Here is a 16305-nt window from a genome sequence, read left to right as displayed (position 1 = left end):
ACATGCAATTCCCATGTGGAAATACGTTGTAAAACGGGGTAAAAGCGTGCCGCCGTGCGAGGTGCGGCTGTTATGATGAGCGATCTGTATCCAAAGAAAATCGCTGCAATGAAGAGCAAAGTACTGCTGATAGACGACGACATCGAACTGGTGGGCATGTTTAAGGAATACCTCGAACAGGAAGGCTTTGACGTCAAAACCGTGCACGACGGCGAGGCCGGCACCGCCGAAGCCTTTACCGGCCTGTACTCCATCGCCATCCTCGATGTGATGATGCCGCGCATGAACGGCCTGGAAACCCTGCGCCGCATCCGCACCAACAGCCAGCTGCCGATCCTGATGCTGACCGGGCGCGGCGACGATACCGACCGCATTGTTGGCCTGGAACTGGGCGCCGACGATTACGTGGCCAAGCCGTGCACCCCGCGCGAGCTGACCGCCCGCATCCGCGCCATCCTGCGCCGTGCGCAGAGCGTGCCGGCCGACACCAGCCAGCAGACCGCCATCACCGTCGGCCAATTGATCATGTGGCCGGAACAGCGCCGCGCCACCTGGGCCGGCGACAAGCTGGAACTGACCAGCACCGAATTCAACCTGCTGGAAGTGCTGGCGCGCAACGCCGGCCGTCCGGTCAGCAAGAACACCCTGTCCGAGCAAGGCCTGGGCCGGCCGCTGGCGCGCTTCGACCGCAACATCGACGTTCACCTGAGCTCGCTGCGACACAAGCTCGGCACCATCGCCGATGGCCGCTCCTGCCTGCAGACCGTATATCGCCTGGGCTACCAGCTGATCAAGGAGTAAGCCTTGGGCCGTTTGTTCTGGAAGTTCTTCCTGTCCATCTTTTTGGCGCAGCTGGCGGCCACCGTGTGTATCGGCGGCGCGGTCTGGCTGAAAAACCGCAACCAATTCGGCAGCCAGCAGGTCAGCCTCGACATGAGCCCGCCGGCCGAAATGGCGATCAACGCGGCCGCCTCGACGCTGGAATTCGGCGGCGTGAAGGCCCTGAAACGCATGTTGGAAAACATGGAGCGGCACCGCGTGTATGCGGTCGATGAACAGGGGCAGGAACTGCTGGGACGCGCCGTCAATCCGCGTACATTGCAGGAATCGCGCGAGCGCCTCAAGGAAGACGGCAAGCGCCGCGTAGTGCGCCAGGTAGCCGGTGACGACGGCAAAGGCTACCTGCTATTCCTGCCATCGGGCGAGCGCATGCGTACGCTGGAAAGTGAAACCCGTCCGCTGCTGGCCAACCTGGGCGGCGGCGCACAGATGGCCATGAAGGCGGCCTCGGTGCTGCAGGGCGACGACAATCGCCGCGACGAGCGCCGTCCGCCAGGCCCGCCGCCGGGCGGCCCCGGCATGGATGAGCGCCGCGATATGGGCGACCGTCCTTGGGGGCCGCGCTTCCAGCCGATGGGGCCGTGGGTGCCGATCGCCGCCGCCACCGCCGCCAGCCTGCTGTTCGCGGTACTGCTGGCCTGGTATTTCTCGCGCCCGATCCGCGCCCTGCGGCAAGCCTTCGACGCCGCCGCCAACGGCGACCTGGCGCCGCGCTTCACCAAGGAAGGCGGCAAGGCCGGCGACGAACTGAACGACCTCGGCCGCGATTTCGACCGTATGACCGCGCGCCTGCGCAGCCTGATCGACGGCCAGACCCGCCTGCTGCACGACGTCTCGCACGAGCTGCGCTCGCCGCTGGCGCGGCTGCAGGCGGCGATCGGCCTGGCGCACCAGCAACCGGAAAAATGGAGCGCGTCGATGGAGCGCATCGAGCGCGAAAGCGTACGTATGGACAAACTGGTGGGAGAACTGTTGACGCTGGCGCGCCTCGAAGCCGGCGCCATCAAGGCCAGTCAGGAGGAAATCAGTATGGCCGACCTGCTGGAGCAAATCGCCGACGACGCCCACTACGAAGCGGCCAGCCAGAACCGCAGCGTGATACGGGAGGGTGAAGCGGACGTGCAAATGATCGGCCAGCCCGATCTGCTGGGCCGGGCAATTGAAAACGTGGTGCGCAACGCCATCAAGCACAGCCCGGAAGGCGGCGAAGTGCAGCTACAGACGCGCTCGCTGCCAGAAGCCAGCCAGCTGGTGATCCGCGTGCTCGATCGTGGACCGGGCGTGTCGCCGGCCGATCTGGAAACCATCTTCCAGCCCTTCTTCCGTTCGAGTAACGCCAGCACCGAAGGCCACGGCCTCGGCCTGGCGATCGCCCAGCACGTGATCGAAGCCCACGGCGGCAGCATCAAGGCCAGCAACCGTGCCGGCGGCGGCCTGTGCGTGGAGATGATCCTGCCGGTCAAGCGCTGACCGGCAGTCGGCTTATCAGGCCTTCGGCAGGGTCACGCCGTGCTGGCCCTGGTATTTGCCGTTGCGGTCCTTGTAAGACACGTCGCAGACTTCATCGCTTTCAAAGAACAGCACCTGCGCGCAGCCTTCGCCGGCGTAGATCTTGGCTGGCAGCGGCGTGGTGTTGGAAAACTCCAGCGTCACGTAGCCTTCCCATTCCGGCTCGAACGGCGTCACGTTGACGATGATGCCGCAGCGGGCGTAGGTCGACTTGCCCAGGCAGACGGTCAGCACGCTGCGCGGAATGCGGAAGTATTCCATCGTGCGGGCCAGCGCGAACGAGTTCGGCGGGATGATGCAGACGTCGCTTTTCACGTCCACGAAGGAATTCGAATCGAAGTTCTTCGGGTCGACGATGGTGCTGTTGATGTTGGTGAACACCTTGAACTCATCGGCGCAGCGGATATCGTAGCCGTACGACGAGGTGCCGTAGGAAATTACCTTGCGGCCGTCCTCCTGGCGTACCTGGTCCGGGAAGAAAGGCTCGATCATCCCGTGTTCTTCCGCCATACGGCGTATCCATTTATCGCTTTTAATCGTCATCGCAAGGCACCCATGAGTTTTACAATGCCCGAGATTTTACGCTAAAGCTTCTTTTTTAAGAACCTTTTTACCAGATTGCACGGATAACAGGTCGGCAATCATTTCCTTGGTCGCGTGCGCGGCCAGACGCGGGTTCTCCATCGGGAACAGGTGGCCGCCCGGCAGAATGCGGAAATGCTGCCCCACCAGCGCCTGCGTGTGCTGGTGGCCGGACTGGCTGGTCTCCCACGAATTGTCGCCGCCGATGAAGCCGATCGGCACCGGATAGCCCTTGGCCAGCAGCTTCGGCAAGTGGTGCGGCAAGGTGGCGTAGACGGCGGTTTCCTGCTCGCGCGTAAACCGCAGCTGGACGCCATCCGGATGCGGTTTCAGGCCGCTGTCCATGTAATCGGCCAGCACGCCGGGCGCCCAAGCGGCAAACAAGTCCTTGGCGGCGAAATGGTCGTGGGCGGCTTGCGCATCCGGCCAGACGTTGCGGCGGCGGACGGAGAACTTGGCCGGCGGCACGCTGTAGGCACGGCCCAGCAGCTTGATCATGCGCCAGGCGAAGGCGCGCCAGCCGCCGACCACCGGGGCATCCAGCATCACCACGCAGCGCACCAGGTCCGGGCGCTGGTGCGCCACCATCATGCTCAGCATCCCGCCCAGCGAGTGGCCGACCAGGATCACTGGCTCGGTGTAGCGCGTGGTCAGTTCGTTGATGTATTCGTCCACCAGGTTCGGCCAGCAGTCGGTGACCGGGTACAGCGGATTATGGGCGTGCATGTCCAGCGACTGGATCTCGAAATCCTCGGACAACAGCGCAAAGAACTGGCGATACACGCCCGCCGGATAGCTGTTGGCGTGCGCAAAATGCAGCTTGGGCTTGCTCACAAGCGGTCTCCCGTATGGTTATTTTTGCCCCATTGTAATGTGAGTGCGGGATGGCGGTTGGTGGAACCGCTCTAATTAACGCGCTTGCCAATAGCGGGCATGGGTGCTTCGCTCGCTGGAAATTCGTATAGTTTCATCAAATTCCAGCGTCAAGGCGCCGCTTTGGTCGGTGCGGTAACGCTGGATTTGCAGGGCGCCGTAGCGCTCGTAGACTTCGGCCTTGGGATGGCGGTAGCGATTGCGGTGGCCGACCTGGAAGATGGCCGCCTGTGGATGCACGGCCAGCAGGAAGTCGCGGGTGGAGCTGGTGCCGCTTCCGTGGTGCGGCGCGAGCAGGACGTCGGCTTGCAGGCCGCCCTGGCGCACCAGTTGCACTTCCTGCTCGGCTTCGATGTCGCCGGCCAGCAGGATGGATTTGCCGCCTGCCGTGATCTTCAGCGTGCAGCCGCGCGCGTTGGGCTTGAGTGTGGCGTCGGCGTAGCTGGCCGCTTGCGGATGCAGCACCTCAAAACGCACGCCGTCCCATGTCCATTGCTGCCCGGCCGCGCACTGCACGTGCCGCCGCGCGGCCAGCGCGATGGCGTGCCGCTGCGGCAGCGATGACAGCACCCAGCCGGTACGCACGCCATCCAGCAGCGACAGCGCGCCGCCGGAATGATCAGCATCGCTGTGCGAGACGACCATGCCGTCCAATGCGCCGATGCCACGCGCCCGCAGGTACGGCAGCAGGATGCGATTGCCGGCGTTGGTTTCGGGCGTGTAGGCGGGGCCGGTGTCGTACAGCAGGCGGTGGCCGCTGGTTTCGATCAGCAACGCCATGCCCTGCCCCACATCGAAGGCGGTGACGGTCATGCGGCCGGGCGCGGGATGTGATGGTTCGGCGGCCAGCAGCGGTATCCACGTGGCGAGGCCCAGCCAGCGCACCGGCCATCCGCGCGGTGCGAGCAGCCACAGAGTGCCGAACATCGCCCAGCAGAATAGCCAGAACGGCGGCACCGGCGCGTTCCACACGGCGTAGCGCATGGCGCTGAACCACTGAAGGCATTGCGCCAGTGCTTCGACCAGCAGGTGCGCCAAGCCCAGCATCGGTACGGCCAGTACCTGCGGCAGCAGGCTGCCCACCAGCGCGAGCGGCGTGACTACGAGGCTGATCAAGGGAATCGCGAGCGCGTTTGCCAGCGGGCTAACGACGGAGACCTGTCCGAACAAGAGCATGGTGATCGGCACCAGTCCGAACGTCACCACGTACTGCGTGTGCGCACCGACCTGTAACGCCAGCATGAGCCGCTCGCGGCGCGACAACTGGATCGGTACATGCGGTCCGCCCGGCGGCGGCGCATGCTGCATGGGCGGCGTGGTACGGCCTACGGTGGCGTACAGGATGATGCCCACCGCGCCAAACGACAGCCAGAAGCCAGGCCACAATACCGCCCAAGGATCGATCAGCACCACCACGCCGAGCGCGGTGCACAGAACGTGCGAAATGCTGGTCAGCCGATCGAGCCACAGCGCGGCAGCGACAACACACAGCATGTATAAGGTGCGCTGCGCTGGCACGCCAAAGCCGGCCAGCAGCACATACAACAACGCCACGCCAGCCCCCACCAGCGCCGCAACCTTCTGCGCAGGCAGTAGCAACGGCAATTGCAAGCGCGTGAAAAACGACCAGCGCCACAGCGTGAAAGCGCACCACGCAAACAGTCCTGCGACCATCGTGATATGTAAACCAGAGATGCTAATCAGGTGTCCAATTCCGGTGCGATTGAAGACCTGCCAGTCCGATTGATCGATGCCGCGCTGGTCGCCGACCACCAGCGCCACGATCACGCCGGCATACGGTTTGCCTGGCAAGGCGGCGAGGATGCGCTGCCTGAGCACCGCGCGGCTATGCTCCACCGCGTTGCCGATGCTGAATACGAAACCATCCAAGCGCTGGTTGTCGCGCGCCACGCGCGCATAGCCGGTGGCACGCACGCCCTGCTCCAGCAGCCACGCTTCATAATCGAAGCCGTAGGGATTGGCATTGCCGTGCGGCCGCTGCAAGCGCACCGTCAACTGCCAGCGCTCGCCGGGCTGCACATCCGGCACCTCGGCACGTTGGTCACGATAGCCGGCATACCACGACAGCGCAATCCTCGGCGGCACCACGCCATCCGCGCTTTCCACCGCAAAATTGAACCGCACACCTTGCGAAAACCGGTACGGCAGATTATCAACCGTGCCGACGATATGCAGGTCGCGGCCTTCATCCGCCAAGGCCAACTGCGGCCCCAGCGCACGATGCGCCATCCACGCGGCCCATACAAATCCCAGCACGCACCCCGCGAGCAGCCCTGCCACGCCGCGCACCACAGGCCGCACCTGCAAGGAAAAACGGCGCCGAGCAAACGTCGACGCCAGCAACAGGGCCAGCAGCAGCGCCAGAGTCACAGCCATCGCGAGCGGCGACGGCAAGGCCGCCTGCACCTGCAGGCAAGCCGCTCCAACCGCCAAACCAATCAGCACCATTCGCATAGCATCGCCTCCCATCCTGCGATACTACGCAAACAAAAACGGCGGCAGGCCGTGAAGCCTGCCGCCGTTTGATGTGGCTCAGTTCAGCTTACATTTTCCAGCGCAAGCCTACCGAGACCGAACGTCCGATCTGGAGCGTGCCGAAATTGGTCAGCTGCGCGTTACCGGCATTGCCGAAGTGGTAGTACTGCTGCTGCATTTCGTTAGTCAGGTTCACGCCACTGATATCGACCGACATGTTGTCGTTGATTTTGTACGACACTTGCATGTCGACACTCTTTTCAGGATGACGCCAGATGCCAATCGGATTGGCAAACAAGGCGGCTTCGTTGGCGGCCAGGAAGCCCGAGCGCCAGACGTACGACAAGCGCGCACTGACCGGACCCTTTTCATACGCCAGGGTGGCGTTGTAGGAACTCTTGGACACGCCGAAGAACGGGGTCTCGAGCTGGGCCACTACCACGCCTGCATCATTGGCGTCAGGTACGTTCTGCGACGAGCTGAGTCGCGTGTAGCTGCCCTGGAATCCCAGGCCGTCCAGCAGGCTCGGCAGCCCTTTCGGGAAGTAGATCAAGCCGAGCTCGGCGCCGCTGATCTTGCCGTCGGAGGCGTTGACCGGCGAGTTGATGACGTAGTCATAGCCGTTGGTATGGTCGCCGCCACCGGTCGAGTTGCGGAACGGGTCGTTCGCCGGATCAACGTGCACCCGGTGGCGCAAGCCCACCACCAGACCATCGATCTTGCGCTTGAACAAAGTACCGTACAGTGCGCTGTCCTTCTGGAAGTACCACTCGGCCGTCAGGTCGAGGTTCTTGGAGCGCGTCGGTTTCAGGTCCGGATTGCCGCCGCTGCCCGAGCCGTAACCCACCTTCGACACGTCGTCACCCAGTTGCAAAACCGGATTCAGATCACCGAAGTTCGGGCGGCGCAGGGTTTCACCATAGTTCATGCGCACGACGACGTCCTTGGATGGGTCGTAAATCAGGGTCGCACTTGGCAGCACCTTGCTGGTCGACTTGCTGGCACTGGACGGCGTGACCGCCTTGGTGGTGGCATCGACCTTGTAGAAGGTCATATCGGTATCGACCTTGACGTAGCGCGCGCCAACATTGGCGCGCAGGCGATGGCCGAACAGCTCGTTTTGGAAATTCCCCATCACGAACAGGTTGCTGGTCTTTTCATCGACCTCGAAGGTCTTCTGCAGACTCAGTTTGTCCGTGGTCAGGAAGTTCGGATCGACCGAGTTATACAGCTTGCGCCATTCGTCGATATGGTCGCGGATGTAGTAGGCATTCGGCTCCACCCACGAGCGTGGAACGTCCGAGATGGCCGTGCCGAAGTTCGAGTTGGTGATGGAATAATCCGAACCCAGCGTGGCGAGGTTGCGGTTCAAATTGCCCGATTGCGTACGGTTCGCCTCGGACGCCTTGCGGTCGTCGAAGCGCGCGCCGAAGTGAACGGTCTGCAGCGCGCCCCAGTCCGCATCGTAGACGCCGGTCAGATTGGCGGTCGCGGCGCTGCCCTTGTTGCGGTTGGCGTTGTCGTAGAACTGCGCGACATTCCACTTGGCCGGGTTGGTCAGGTCGGCGTCGTTATTGAAGTGGAAGGAAGTGTTGTTGCCGCCGTCATTGAAGGCGACGTTGATCGACGGTGCAACGCGATCAATCCGGGTGGCGGTAAATTCCGAGTGATAGGTGCTGGTCTGGTACGACAGATCGCCTTCCAGTTTCAGGCGGTCGCCAATGTTCCACTTGCCGTTCAGCGCATACACGTAGGAATCGGTTGCCGACGTGGTGTAGTCGCCACTGTTGAAGCCATACACGTTATTGACGGTACGGCTCTTGATCACGTTGGTTCCCGGATAGGTCGTAATCGTACTCGCAGGGTTGCTGCCGAGATCGCCCCACCAGTCAACAAAGCTGAACAGCAACTGGTTGAAAGCCTTGTCACGATAACCGTTGTACATCGATTCGAAGGTGTAGACCGCATCGCTGTTCGGTTTCCACTGCAAGGCAAGATTGGCGGCAGGACGCTCGCGCTTGCCCTGCAGGTCGCTCTGGAAAACAGCATCGCGCGCCAGGTAGTACGGATAAGCTTTGCCGTTGAAATTCAGCGTGGACCCCGCCGCCATCGGCAAGCCGGTATGGGTGCCAGGCGTCCAGATGGCGTTGTCGAAGATGCGCTGCAAGGGCGTGTAACCTGGCGGAACTTCGGCGGCATTGGGGCTGGTGAACGGCACCATCGCACCCGGCGTCACACTCTCGTTGCGGTATTTCGTCTCGCTGGCCGACAGGTTGACCAAGGCGCCGACTTCGCCGATGCCGGTTTCCCAGCGGTTGCTGAACATGGCGCTGAGTTGCGGGTTGGCTTTTTTCGCTGGATCGAGATAGGTTTCACGCGCCGACAGCGAGACTTTCGGCCCCTTGAAATCGAACGGCCGCAGCGACTTGACGTCCACCTGGCCGGCAATGCCGGTGTCCAGCTGGCTGGCGTCGCGCGTCTTGTAGACGTCAATCTGGCGCACCAGGGTCGAAGGAATGTCCTGCAGCGCGACCTGCGTGCCGGACGCGGTAAAGATATTGCGGCCGTTCCAGGTGGTCTGGACATCAGGCAGGCCACGGATCGACAAGGTGCCGACTTCGCCGCCGGCGCGGTTGGTGACCTGGATGCCCGTCACGCGCTGCAGCGCTTCGACCACATTGTTATCGGGCAGCTTGCCGATGTCTTCGGCAACGATGGATTCCACCACCTGGTCATTGGTGCGCTTGATCGCCAGGCTCTTGATCAGCGAGGCCTTGACGCCCGTGACCACCACGGTGGTATCGGCCGGCTCGGTCTTGTCGGCGGCCGCTTGCGCCCACACTGATGCGCTGCTGAGCAGGCCTGCGCCCATCAGCGCAGCGACAGATAATTTCAGGTGGAGGGGGCGTGCGAAAATCGCCGCGGTGCGGATAGATTGGTCGTGCATGAAGTCTCCCTTGTCGTTTTTTTGATGCGGTGTTGAACACCGCTCTCAAATCATCTTATGGAGATCGCAACAACCAATCCAATCAATTTTATGCGCCCTTTGATACTGTTTTAAATATCACGCCTTATTTGACGCTGACGTCGGTCGCCTTCACCGCCACGTGTTCGGTGATGTTTTTGGCGGCGATGGTCTCGGTCAGGAACGAGGTCGATTTCACCAGCAGGTCGCGCGCCACTTCTTCCAGCGGCGATCCGCTGATCGAAGCGTGGTTGCCGCCCAACGCGGTGCCGCCGCCCCAGCCCAGCGCCGAGATGCCGAAACCGGTTTTCTCGTTATTGGCCTGGAAGGTCTTGGAGGCGATGATCTTGGCGCGCTTGACGTCCACCACGCGGATGTCCATGTTCATGTGCACCTTGGATTTCTTGTAGTCGACCGAGCCGGCCAGCAGCGCCAGCGGACCGCGCAGGAAGCTGGCGCCGCCCAGGCCGGTGGAGCTTTGCTCAAAGCCCAGCGAGGTGATCGAGCCGGTGATCATGTAATCGGCCGCCTCGGCCTCCACCTTCTTACCAATCAGCGCCAGTTCCTTGTTGATTTCGTCCAGCTCGGCGCGCTCCTGCACGTCGAAGCAGCCGGTCTGGGTCAGCGCGGTGGCCAGCATTTCGGTCATGCCGGTGCCGACGCCGGTGTACGTCGGCTGCGCGACATTGCCCTGGCGCTCCCACCAGCGGTACTGGCGCGGGTCCTGCTGGCCAGAGCCCGACGAGCAATCGGCCGATTTGCATTTGAATTCGGTGAATACCACCTTGGCGGCCGGCGCGGTGCACTTCGGCACGTCGATGGCGCGTTCGGATACCTCGCTCGGCCCGGCCATGCCGAGGGCGGGAACCAGCAAGAGAGCTGCCAGAGTAGTGTGAATGACGTGTGGTTTCATGCGGCGCTCCATTGGTTGACAAATAAGATTGCCAATTATGCACCGCAAAGCGATTGTTAAATCTATCCAAATCCCACGCTACACACCCGGCATGCGAGGCAAGACCGCGCGCGCGTTGGCGCTGGTTGCGGCGGCCACCTCTTCCAGCGTCAGGCCGCGCAGTTCGGCCAGCACGGCACCGATGCGGGGAATCTGGTCCGGGCTGTTGCGTCCCGGATGAACCCACGCCGGCGAGATATCCGGCGCGTCGGTCTCCAGCACGATGGCCTCCAGCGGCAGTTCGGCCGCCAGCCGGCGGATTTGCAGGGCGCGCGTAAAAGTCATCGCTCCGCCGAAACCGAGTTTGAAACCGAGATCGATATATCCCTTGGCCTGCTGCTCGCTGCCATTGAAGGCGTGGGCGATGCCGCCATTGGGGCGGATCTGGCGCACGTGCTTGAGCACCACGTCCTGCGAGCGGCGCACATGGGTCAGCACCGGCAAGTCGAAGTCGCGGGCGATCTTCAACTGCTCGCGGAAGAAGAAGATCTGCTTCTCGCGCATGGCCGGCTCGGTCAGCATGGGGATGAAGAAGTCGAGGCCAATCTCACCCAGCGCCACGAAACGCGGATCGCTGATGGCGGCAGCCACCTGCTCGCGCAACACACGCAGGTGGTCCTCTTCGGCATGGGGCACGTAGATCGGATGGATGCCGAGCGCGTAGCAAGCGTTGTCCACGCCGGCCGCCAGCCCGGCGACTATGGAGAAGTTGGCCACCTCCACCGCCGGCAGCACGATCATGCCGACACCCTGCGCCTTGGCCAGCGCGGCCTGCGCTGCGGATTCGCCGCCGAATTCGTGCGCATCCAGATGGCAGTGAGTGTCGATCCACATGGGCTTACCCCTCGTCCGGCTGCAGCCCTTGGTCGGTCATGCGCAGCACGCGGTCGCAGCGGCGCGCCAATTCGATATCGTGGGTGACGATCACGAAGGCCGTGCCCAAGGTGCGCGACAGCTCCAGCATCAGGTCGAAGATTTGCTGCGCGGTGGCGTGATCGAGGTTACCGGTCGGCTCGTCGGCCAGCACGCAGGCCGGCTGCGTGACCAGCGCGCGCGCCAGCGCCACGCGTTGCCGTTCGCCGCCCGACAGCTCGCCCGGCACGTGCGTGACGCGCTTGCCGAGGCTCACCCGCTTGAGGATTTGCAGCGCCGCCGATTGCGCCTCGTCACGTTTCACGCGACGGATCATCAGCGGCATCGCAACGTTATCGAGCGCGCTGAATTCCGGCAGCAAGTGGTGGAACTGGTAGACGAAGCCCAGCGCCGCATTGCGCAAATCACCGCGCGCGGTTTCGCTCAGGCTGGCGAAGTCCTTGTCCTGCAAGGTCACGCTGCCGGTGCTTGGCGTATCGAGGCCGCCCAGCAGGTGCAGCAGGGTCGACTTGCCGGAGCCGGAAGCGCCGACGATCGCAACACGTTCGCCGCGCCGCACGTCGATATCGATGCCGGCCAATACCTGCACCGAATACGAACCCTGGGTAAAGGTCTTGCCGAGATTGCGGCAGGACAGGATGACTGGTTCGTTGCTGTTACTCATAGCGCAGCGCCTCCGCAGGTTTCACGCGGGCGGCCCACCAGCTTGGATACAAGGTCGCAACGAAGGCCAGTACCACGGCCACGCCGCCGATCTTGAAGACATCCGGCCAACGCAGGTCCGAAGGCACGGTGCTGATGTAGTAAATATCCTTGGACAAGAACTGCACTCCCAATAAATGTTCGATAAACGGCACGATGACGTCGATGTTGAGCGCCACCAGCACGCCGAGGCTAACGCCAATCAAGGTGCCGAGGATGCCCACCAGCGCGCCCTGGATCATGAAGATCTTCATGATCGAACGCGGCGAGGCGCCCAGCGTGCGCAGGATGGCGATGTCGGCCTGCTTGTCGGTCACGGTCATCACCAGCGTGGACACCAGGTTGAAGGCCGCCACCGCGATGATCAGGGTCAGGATGATGAACATCATGCGCTTCTCGGTCTGTACAGCGGCGAACCAATTGGCGTTCAGCTTGGACCAGTCGCGTACGAACAGGTCGCCCGGCATGGAATTCTTCAAGTCTTGCGCCACTTGCGGCGCGCGGTGCATGTCCTGCAGGCGCAGGCGCAGGCCGGCCGGCGCGTCGATGCGCAGCAGCTTTTCAGCGTCGGTCAGGTGGACGAAGGCCAGCGCCGAGTCGAACTCGTTGTGGCCCGCCTCAAAGATGCCGACCACGGTGAACGAGCGTACGCGCGGCAGCACGCCGGCCGGTGTCGGCTGGCCTTGCGCCAGCGCCAGCGTCACTTTCTCGCCGAGGTTGACGCGCAGGGTGCGCGCCAGTTCGATGCCCAGCACGATGTTGTAGGCGCCCGGCTGCAGCGCGTTGAAGCTGCCACGCTTGGTCTGCTTGGCCACGTCCGAGACTTTCGGCTCTTCTTCCGGCAGCACGCCGCGCACGATGGCCGGGCGAAGCACGTCGTCACGCACCAGCATGCCCTGGGTTTCGGCGAACGGCGCGGTGCCGATTACTTCGGGATTCTTGCGCGCCTCGGCGGCCGCCTGCTGCCAATCCGGCATGGAGCCACGGGCGTCGAAGATTTCGACGTGGGCCAGCACCGACAACATGCGGTCCGTGACTTCCTTCTGGAAGCCGTTCATCACCGACAGCACAACGATCAGCGCCGCCACACCGAGGCCGATGCCAGCCATCGATATCAGCGAAATAAACGAGATAAAGCTATTGCGTCCACTGCGCTTGCCGGCGCGCGTGTAGCGCAGGCCGACCAGCCATTCGAACGGCAGATTCTTGAGAATACTCATGGGCTCCGGGAGGGATCAAACTTGGTCAGCCCGAAGTGTGCCACAAAACAGCCGCACGGGGCCACTATGCCCTACAATCTCGGGATGACTGAAATTACCCTCGCACTTCCCTTCGCCTTACCTCCCCCCGAGTTGGCCACCGATTTGGTACGCGCACTGCAAACGCCGGCCTTGGCCGCCCTGCTGGCGCGGCATAGCAACTTCAAACATAGCATTTATGACAACGACAGCCGCGTGCTGCCGCACGAAGCCTGGCTGGCACACGCGCTCGGCCTGGCCAGCGCGCCGGACCAGCCGGACACCGGCGCGCCGCTGGCCACCGCCGTGATGCGGGGCTGCGGCTTGCAGGCCGAGGCGGCTGAAGGCCACTGGTTCATGCTGCAACCGGCCCACGTGCATATCTCGCGCACCCACATGCTGCTGTCCGACCTGCGCGGCCTGCAGCTGAGCGAGGCCGACTCGCGCGCGCTGTACGAGCTGGCGCGCCCGTATTGCGAGGAAGTCGGCAAGCCGCTGCTGCACGGCGCGCCCGGCCTGTGGTTCCTGCGCGCCGACGACTGGGCCGGCCTGCGCACCGCCTCGCCCGACGCCACCGTCACCCAGAGCATGAGCGACTGGCTGCCCGAGGGCGAGCACGCGCGCGACTTCCGCAAGCTGCAAAACGAAATCCAGATGCTGTGGCACGAGCATCCGGTCAACGAGGCGCGCCAGGCGCGCGGCCTGCAGCCGGTGAACTCGTGCTGGCTGTGGGGCGGCGCCGGTCCTGCCGCAGCACCGGCCGGCCGCGTGACCATCGACGGCGGCTCGGAATGGATGGCGGCGCTGTCCAGCGCCAGCGCCGGGCCAGCGACCGTCGAGCAGTTGCTGGCCCAGCCCGCGCCAGGCACGGTCATGCTGGCCGACCTGATCGCTCCGGCACAGGTGGGCGACTGGGCCGACTGGCTGGCGCGCATGCAGCGCATCGAGCAGGAATGGTTTGCGCCGCTGCTGGCCGCCCTGAAAGCTGGCCGTATTTCGCGCGTGACGCTGTGGCTCAGCCACCGCAACGGCTGGACCAGCGCCGTCAGCACCGGCATGGCACAACGCAAATTCTGGCGCAAGCCGTCCCTGACTCCTCTGTTGAAGCAATCATGACCCGCATCGCCATCCGTCCCTGCCCGTTCCGCGAATCCGAAATGCTGCGCCAGAACGGCGTCCACCCCGTGCTGGCGCGACTTTACGCCTCGCGCGGGCTGACCGATCCGAAAGAACTGTCGAGCGAGCTGGCGGCCATGATTCCGCCATCGGGCCTGCTGCACATCGATGCCGCCGCCGTGTTCCTGGCCGACTCCATCGCCGCCAACAAGCGCATGGTGATCGTCGCCGACTACGACTGCGACGGCGCGACCGCCTGCGCCGTCGCCCTGCGCGGCCTGCGTTCGATGGGCGCGAACATCGACTTCATCGTGCCGAACCGCTTCGAGTACGGCTACGGCCTGACGCCGGAAATCGTCGAACTGACGGCGCGCGAAAAGCAGCCCGACATCATCATCACCGTCGATAACGGCATCGCCAGCATCGACGGCGTGGCCGAGGCTAACCGGCGCGGCATCGAAGTGGTGGTGACCGACCACCACCTGCCGGCCGACACCCTGCCCGCCGCGCGCGTGATCGTCAACCCGAACCAGCCGGAGTGCGGCTTCCCGAGCAAGCACATTGCCGGCGTGGGCGTGATGTTCTACGTGCTGCTGGCCCTGCGCGCCGAGCTGCGCAAGCGCGGCGTGTTCGACGCCCAAACCCAGCCAAAACTGGACGCCCTGCTCGACCTGGTCGCGCTGGGCACCGTGGCCGACGTGGTGCGGCTCGACGCCAACAACCGCATCCTGGTGGCGCAAGGCCTGAAGCGCATGCGCGCCGGCCGCATGCACGCGGGCGTGGCGGCGCTGTTCCGCGTGGCGGGACGCGATCCGCACAACGCCAATCCGTTCGATCTGGGCTTCGCGCTCGGCCCGCGCCTGAACGCGGCCGGCAGGCTGGAAGACATGTCGCTCGGGATCGAATGCCTGATCACCGACGACGAAGGCCGCGCATGGCAGTTGGCGCAGCAGCTCAACGACATCAACCTGAAACGCCGCGAAATCGAAGCCGATATGCAGGACACGGCCATGCTGCATCTGGACGACTTTGAGCCGGCAGAGCGTAGCACCATCTGCGTGTTCGACGACTCGTGGCACCAGGGCGTGATCGGCATCGTGGCGTCGCGCCTGAAGGAGAAGTTCTACCGCCCGACCATCACCTTCGCACCGGGCGCGGACGGCTGGATCAAGGGCTCCGGCCGTTCGATCCCCGGCTTCCACCTGCGCGATGCGCTGGATCTGGTGTATAAGAAAGCGCCTTCGCTGATCGACAAATTCGGCGGTCACGCAATGGCGGCCGGCCTGACCCTGCGCGCCGAGGCCTTCGACGCGTTTGCCGAGGCGTTCGAGGAAGTCGGCCGCTCATGGCTGAGCAAGCAGCAGCTGGAACGCGTGATCGAAACCGACGGCCCGCTGGAAGACGCCTACTACACCACCACCTTCATCAAGGAGATGGACGGCCAGGTGTGGGGCCAGGGCTTTGCGCCGCCGGTTTTCTGCGACGAGTTCCGCGTGGTCAGCCAGCGCATCCTGAAGGAACGCCACCTCAAGCTGTTGCTGGAGAAGAACGGCGCCCGCTACGACGCCATCTGGTTCGGCCATGTCGACGCACTGGGCGAGCGCGCGCGCGTCGCCTTCCGTCTCGACGCCAATGAATACAACGGCGTCACCAAGGTGCAACTGCTGGTGGAGCACGCCGAAGCGGCGTAATCATTTACATACTTCCTGGCCGCCGTCGAACACGATGCGCCAGGTCTTGGGCGCTTCCAGCCGCCAGATGGAATTGAAGCGCGCAATCAGCTTGCCGTCCGGGCTGTAGACCGGGCCCGAGGTGCGGGCCAGCGTGCCGGACGGCAGCACATCGACCTGATCCGGCTCCCATGAGAATGGCGCGTCCAGCTTGTCGAAGAACTTCTTCCAGCCGTCCGCTACCGCTTTCTTGCCGCGCTGGGCCCGCTCACCCGTCTCAAAAATTGTCTCCTCGGACAGGAAACTGACGAAGGCCGCGTGGTCGCGCGCCTTCATAGTGGCGGCAAACGCGCGCTCAACATTGGCCACTTCCTCCTGAATCCCGGTAAATACGGGCGCCGCCTGTACCCCGGCCGCCAGCACAACGGCCAGCGGAAAAGCCATCCATTTCATCGCCATCTCCCCGTTTGTAGACAAATAAATCCTAAC

Annotated in this window: 13 protein-coding genes; 4 read left to right on the top strand and 9 right to left on the bottom strand. The window is 63.7% G+C overall.

What is annotated here, in order from left to right:
- The first annotated feature begins 108 nt into the window (after positions 1 to 108).
- Both BMZ70_RS04185 and BMZ70_RS04180 read left to right on the top strand, forming a co-directional pair.
- Entirely contained in the window at positions 109 to 801 is a 693-nt protein-coding gene (locus BMZ70_RS04185; protein WP_092277544.1) for a response regulator transcription factor, read from the top strand.
- Positions 802 to 804: 3 nt separating this feature from the next.
- Positions 805 to 2310, top strand: a complete 1506-nt coding sequence (locus tag BMZ70_RS04180; protein WP_092270308.1) for a sensor histidine kinase — start codon at positions 805 to 807, stop codon at positions 2308 to 2310.
- Positions 2311 to 2325: 15 nt separating this feature from the next.
- Here BMZ70_RS04180 and dcd read toward each other — a convergent pair whose 3' ends face one another.
- From dcd to BMZ70_RS04140, 8 genes are all read right to left on the bottom strand, one after another.
- Positions 2326 to 2892 (bottom strand): dCTP deaminase, encoded by a 567-nt coding sequence (dcd, locus tag BMZ70_RS04175; protein ID WP_090185512.1) that lies wholly within the window; start codon positions 2890 to 2892, stop codon positions 2326 to 2328.
- 36 nt (positions 2893 to 2928) lie between these two features.
- Positions 2929 to 3765: an alpha/beta fold hydrolase gene (locus BMZ70_RS04170; RefSeq protein ID WP_092270305.1), complete on the bottom strand. Its 837-nt coding sequence runs from the start codon at positions 3763 to 3765 to the stop codon at positions 2929 to 2931.
- Between the two features lie 75 nt (positions 3766 to 3840).
- Entirely contained in the window at positions 3841 to 6279 is a 2439-nt protein-coding gene (locus tag BMZ70_RS04165; RefSeq protein WP_092270302.1) for a DNA internalization-related competence protein ComEC/Rec2, read from the bottom strand.
- Between the two features lie 88 nt (positions 6280 to 6367).
- Positions 6368 to 9247: a TonB-dependent receptor gene (locus BMZ70_RS04160; protein WP_092270299.1), complete on the bottom strand. Its 2880-nt coding sequence runs from the start codon at positions 9245 to 9247 to the stop codon at positions 6368 to 6370.
- 124 nt (positions 9248 to 9371) lie between these two features.
- Positions 9372 to 10178, bottom strand: a complete 807-nt coding sequence (locus BMZ70_RS04155) for a CsgG/HfaB family protein (protein ID WP_092277540.1) — start codon at positions 10176 to 10178, stop codon at positions 9372 to 9374.
- A gap of 78 nt (positions 10179 to 10256) precedes the next feature.
- Positions 10257 to 11051: a TatD family hydrolase gene (locus BMZ70_RS04150; RefSeq protein ID WP_092270296.1), complete on the bottom strand. Its 795-nt coding sequence runs from the start codon at positions 11049 to 11051 to the stop codon at positions 10257 to 10259.
- 4 nt (positions 11052 to 11055) lie between these two features.
- Positions 11056 to 11754: a lipoprotein-releasing ABC transporter ATP-binding protein LolD gene (gene lolD, locus BMZ70_RS04145; RefSeq protein ID WP_092270294.1), complete on the bottom strand. Its 699-nt coding sequence runs from the start codon at positions 11752 to 11754 to the stop codon at positions 11056 to 11058.
- Positions 11747 to 13012: a lipoprotein-releasing ABC transporter permease subunit gene (locus tag BMZ70_RS04140; protein WP_092270291.1), complete on the bottom strand. Its 1266-nt coding sequence runs from the start codon at positions 13010 to 13012 to the stop codon at positions 11747 to 11749. The genes lolD and BMZ70_RS04140 overlap by 8 nt, the downstream gene beginning before the upstream one ends.
- Positions 13013 to 13096: 84 nt before the next feature.
- On the opposite strand from BMZ70_RS04140, the gene BMZ70_RS04135 reads away from it, so the two are divergent.
- Together BMZ70_RS04135 and recJ are read left to right on the top strand one after the other, a co-directional pair.
- Positions 13097 to 14146, top strand: coding sequence for a hypothetical protein (locus tag BMZ70_RS04135; RefSeq protein ID WP_229205289.1), 1050 nt, complete (start codon positions 13097 to 13099; stop codon positions 14144 to 14146).
- Entirely contained in the window at positions 14143 to 15837 is a 1695-nt protein-coding gene (recJ, locus tag BMZ70_RS04130) for a single-stranded-DNA-specific exonuclease RecJ (protein ID WP_092270286.1), read from the top strand. The genes BMZ70_RS04135 and recJ overlap by 4 nt, the downstream gene beginning before the upstream one ends.
- Here the strand turns inward: recJ and BMZ70_RS04125 are convergent, their stop codons facing one another.
- Positions 15838 to 16269: a YybH family protein gene (locus BMZ70_RS04125; RefSeq protein WP_207231524.1), complete on the bottom strand. Its 432-nt coding sequence runs from the start codon at positions 16267 to 16269 to the stop codon at positions 15838 to 15840. It abuts the gene before it with no gap.
- Between the last annotated feature and the right edge of the window lie 36 nt (positions 16270 to 16305).

This window comes from Duganella sp. CF402 (assembly GCF_900109645.1).
Lineage (GTDB): Bacteria > Pseudomonadota > Gammaproteobacteria > Burkholderiales > Burkholderiaceae_D > Rugamonas.
Note: the sequence above shows the minus strand (reverse complement) of the source record. Positions and strands in the feature narration are given on the sequence as shown.

Coding starts and splice junctions, on each gene's coding strand:
- BMZ70_RS04185 (WP_092277544.1), top strand. CDS start 109: ATGAAGAGCAAAGTACTGCTGATAGACGACGACATCGAACTGGTGGGC.
- dcd (WP_090185512.1), bottom strand. CDS start 2,892: ATGACGATTAAAAGCGATAAATGGATACGCCGTATGGCGGAAGAACAC.
- BMZ70_RS04165 (WP_092270302.1), bottom strand. CDS start 6,279: ATGCGAATGGTGCTGATTGGTTTGGCGGTTGGAGCGGCTTGCCTGCAG.
- BMZ70_RS04160 (WP_092270299.1), bottom strand. CDS start 9,247: ATGCACGACCAATCTATCCGCACCGCGGCGATTTTCGCACGCCCCCTC.
- BMZ70_RS04155 (WP_092277540.1), bottom strand. CDS start 10,178: ATGAAACCACACGTCATTCACACTACTCTGGCAGCTCTCTTGCTGGTT.
- BMZ70_RS04150 (WP_092270296.1), bottom strand. CDS start 11,051: ATGTGGATCGACACTCACTGCCATCTGGATGCGCACGAATTCGGCGGC.
- lolD (WP_092270294.1), bottom strand. CDS start 11,754: ATGAGTAACAGCAACGAACCAGTCATCCTGTCCTGCCGCAATCTCGGC.
- BMZ70_RS04140 (WP_092270291.1), bottom strand. CDS start 13,012: ATGAGTATTCTCAAGAATCTGCCGTTCGAATGGCTGGTCGGCCTGCGC.
- BMZ70_RS04135 (WP_229205289.1), top strand. CDS start 13,097: ATGACTGAAATTACCCTCGCACTTCCCTTCGCCTTACCTCCCCCCGAG.
- recJ (WP_092270286.1), top strand. CDS start 14,143: ATGACCCGCATCGCCATCCGTCCCTGCCCGTTCCGCGAATCCGAAATG.
- BMZ70_RS04125 (WP_207231524.1), bottom strand. CDS start 16,269: ATGAAATGGATGGCTTTTCCGCTGGCCGTTGTGCTGGCGGCCGGGGTA.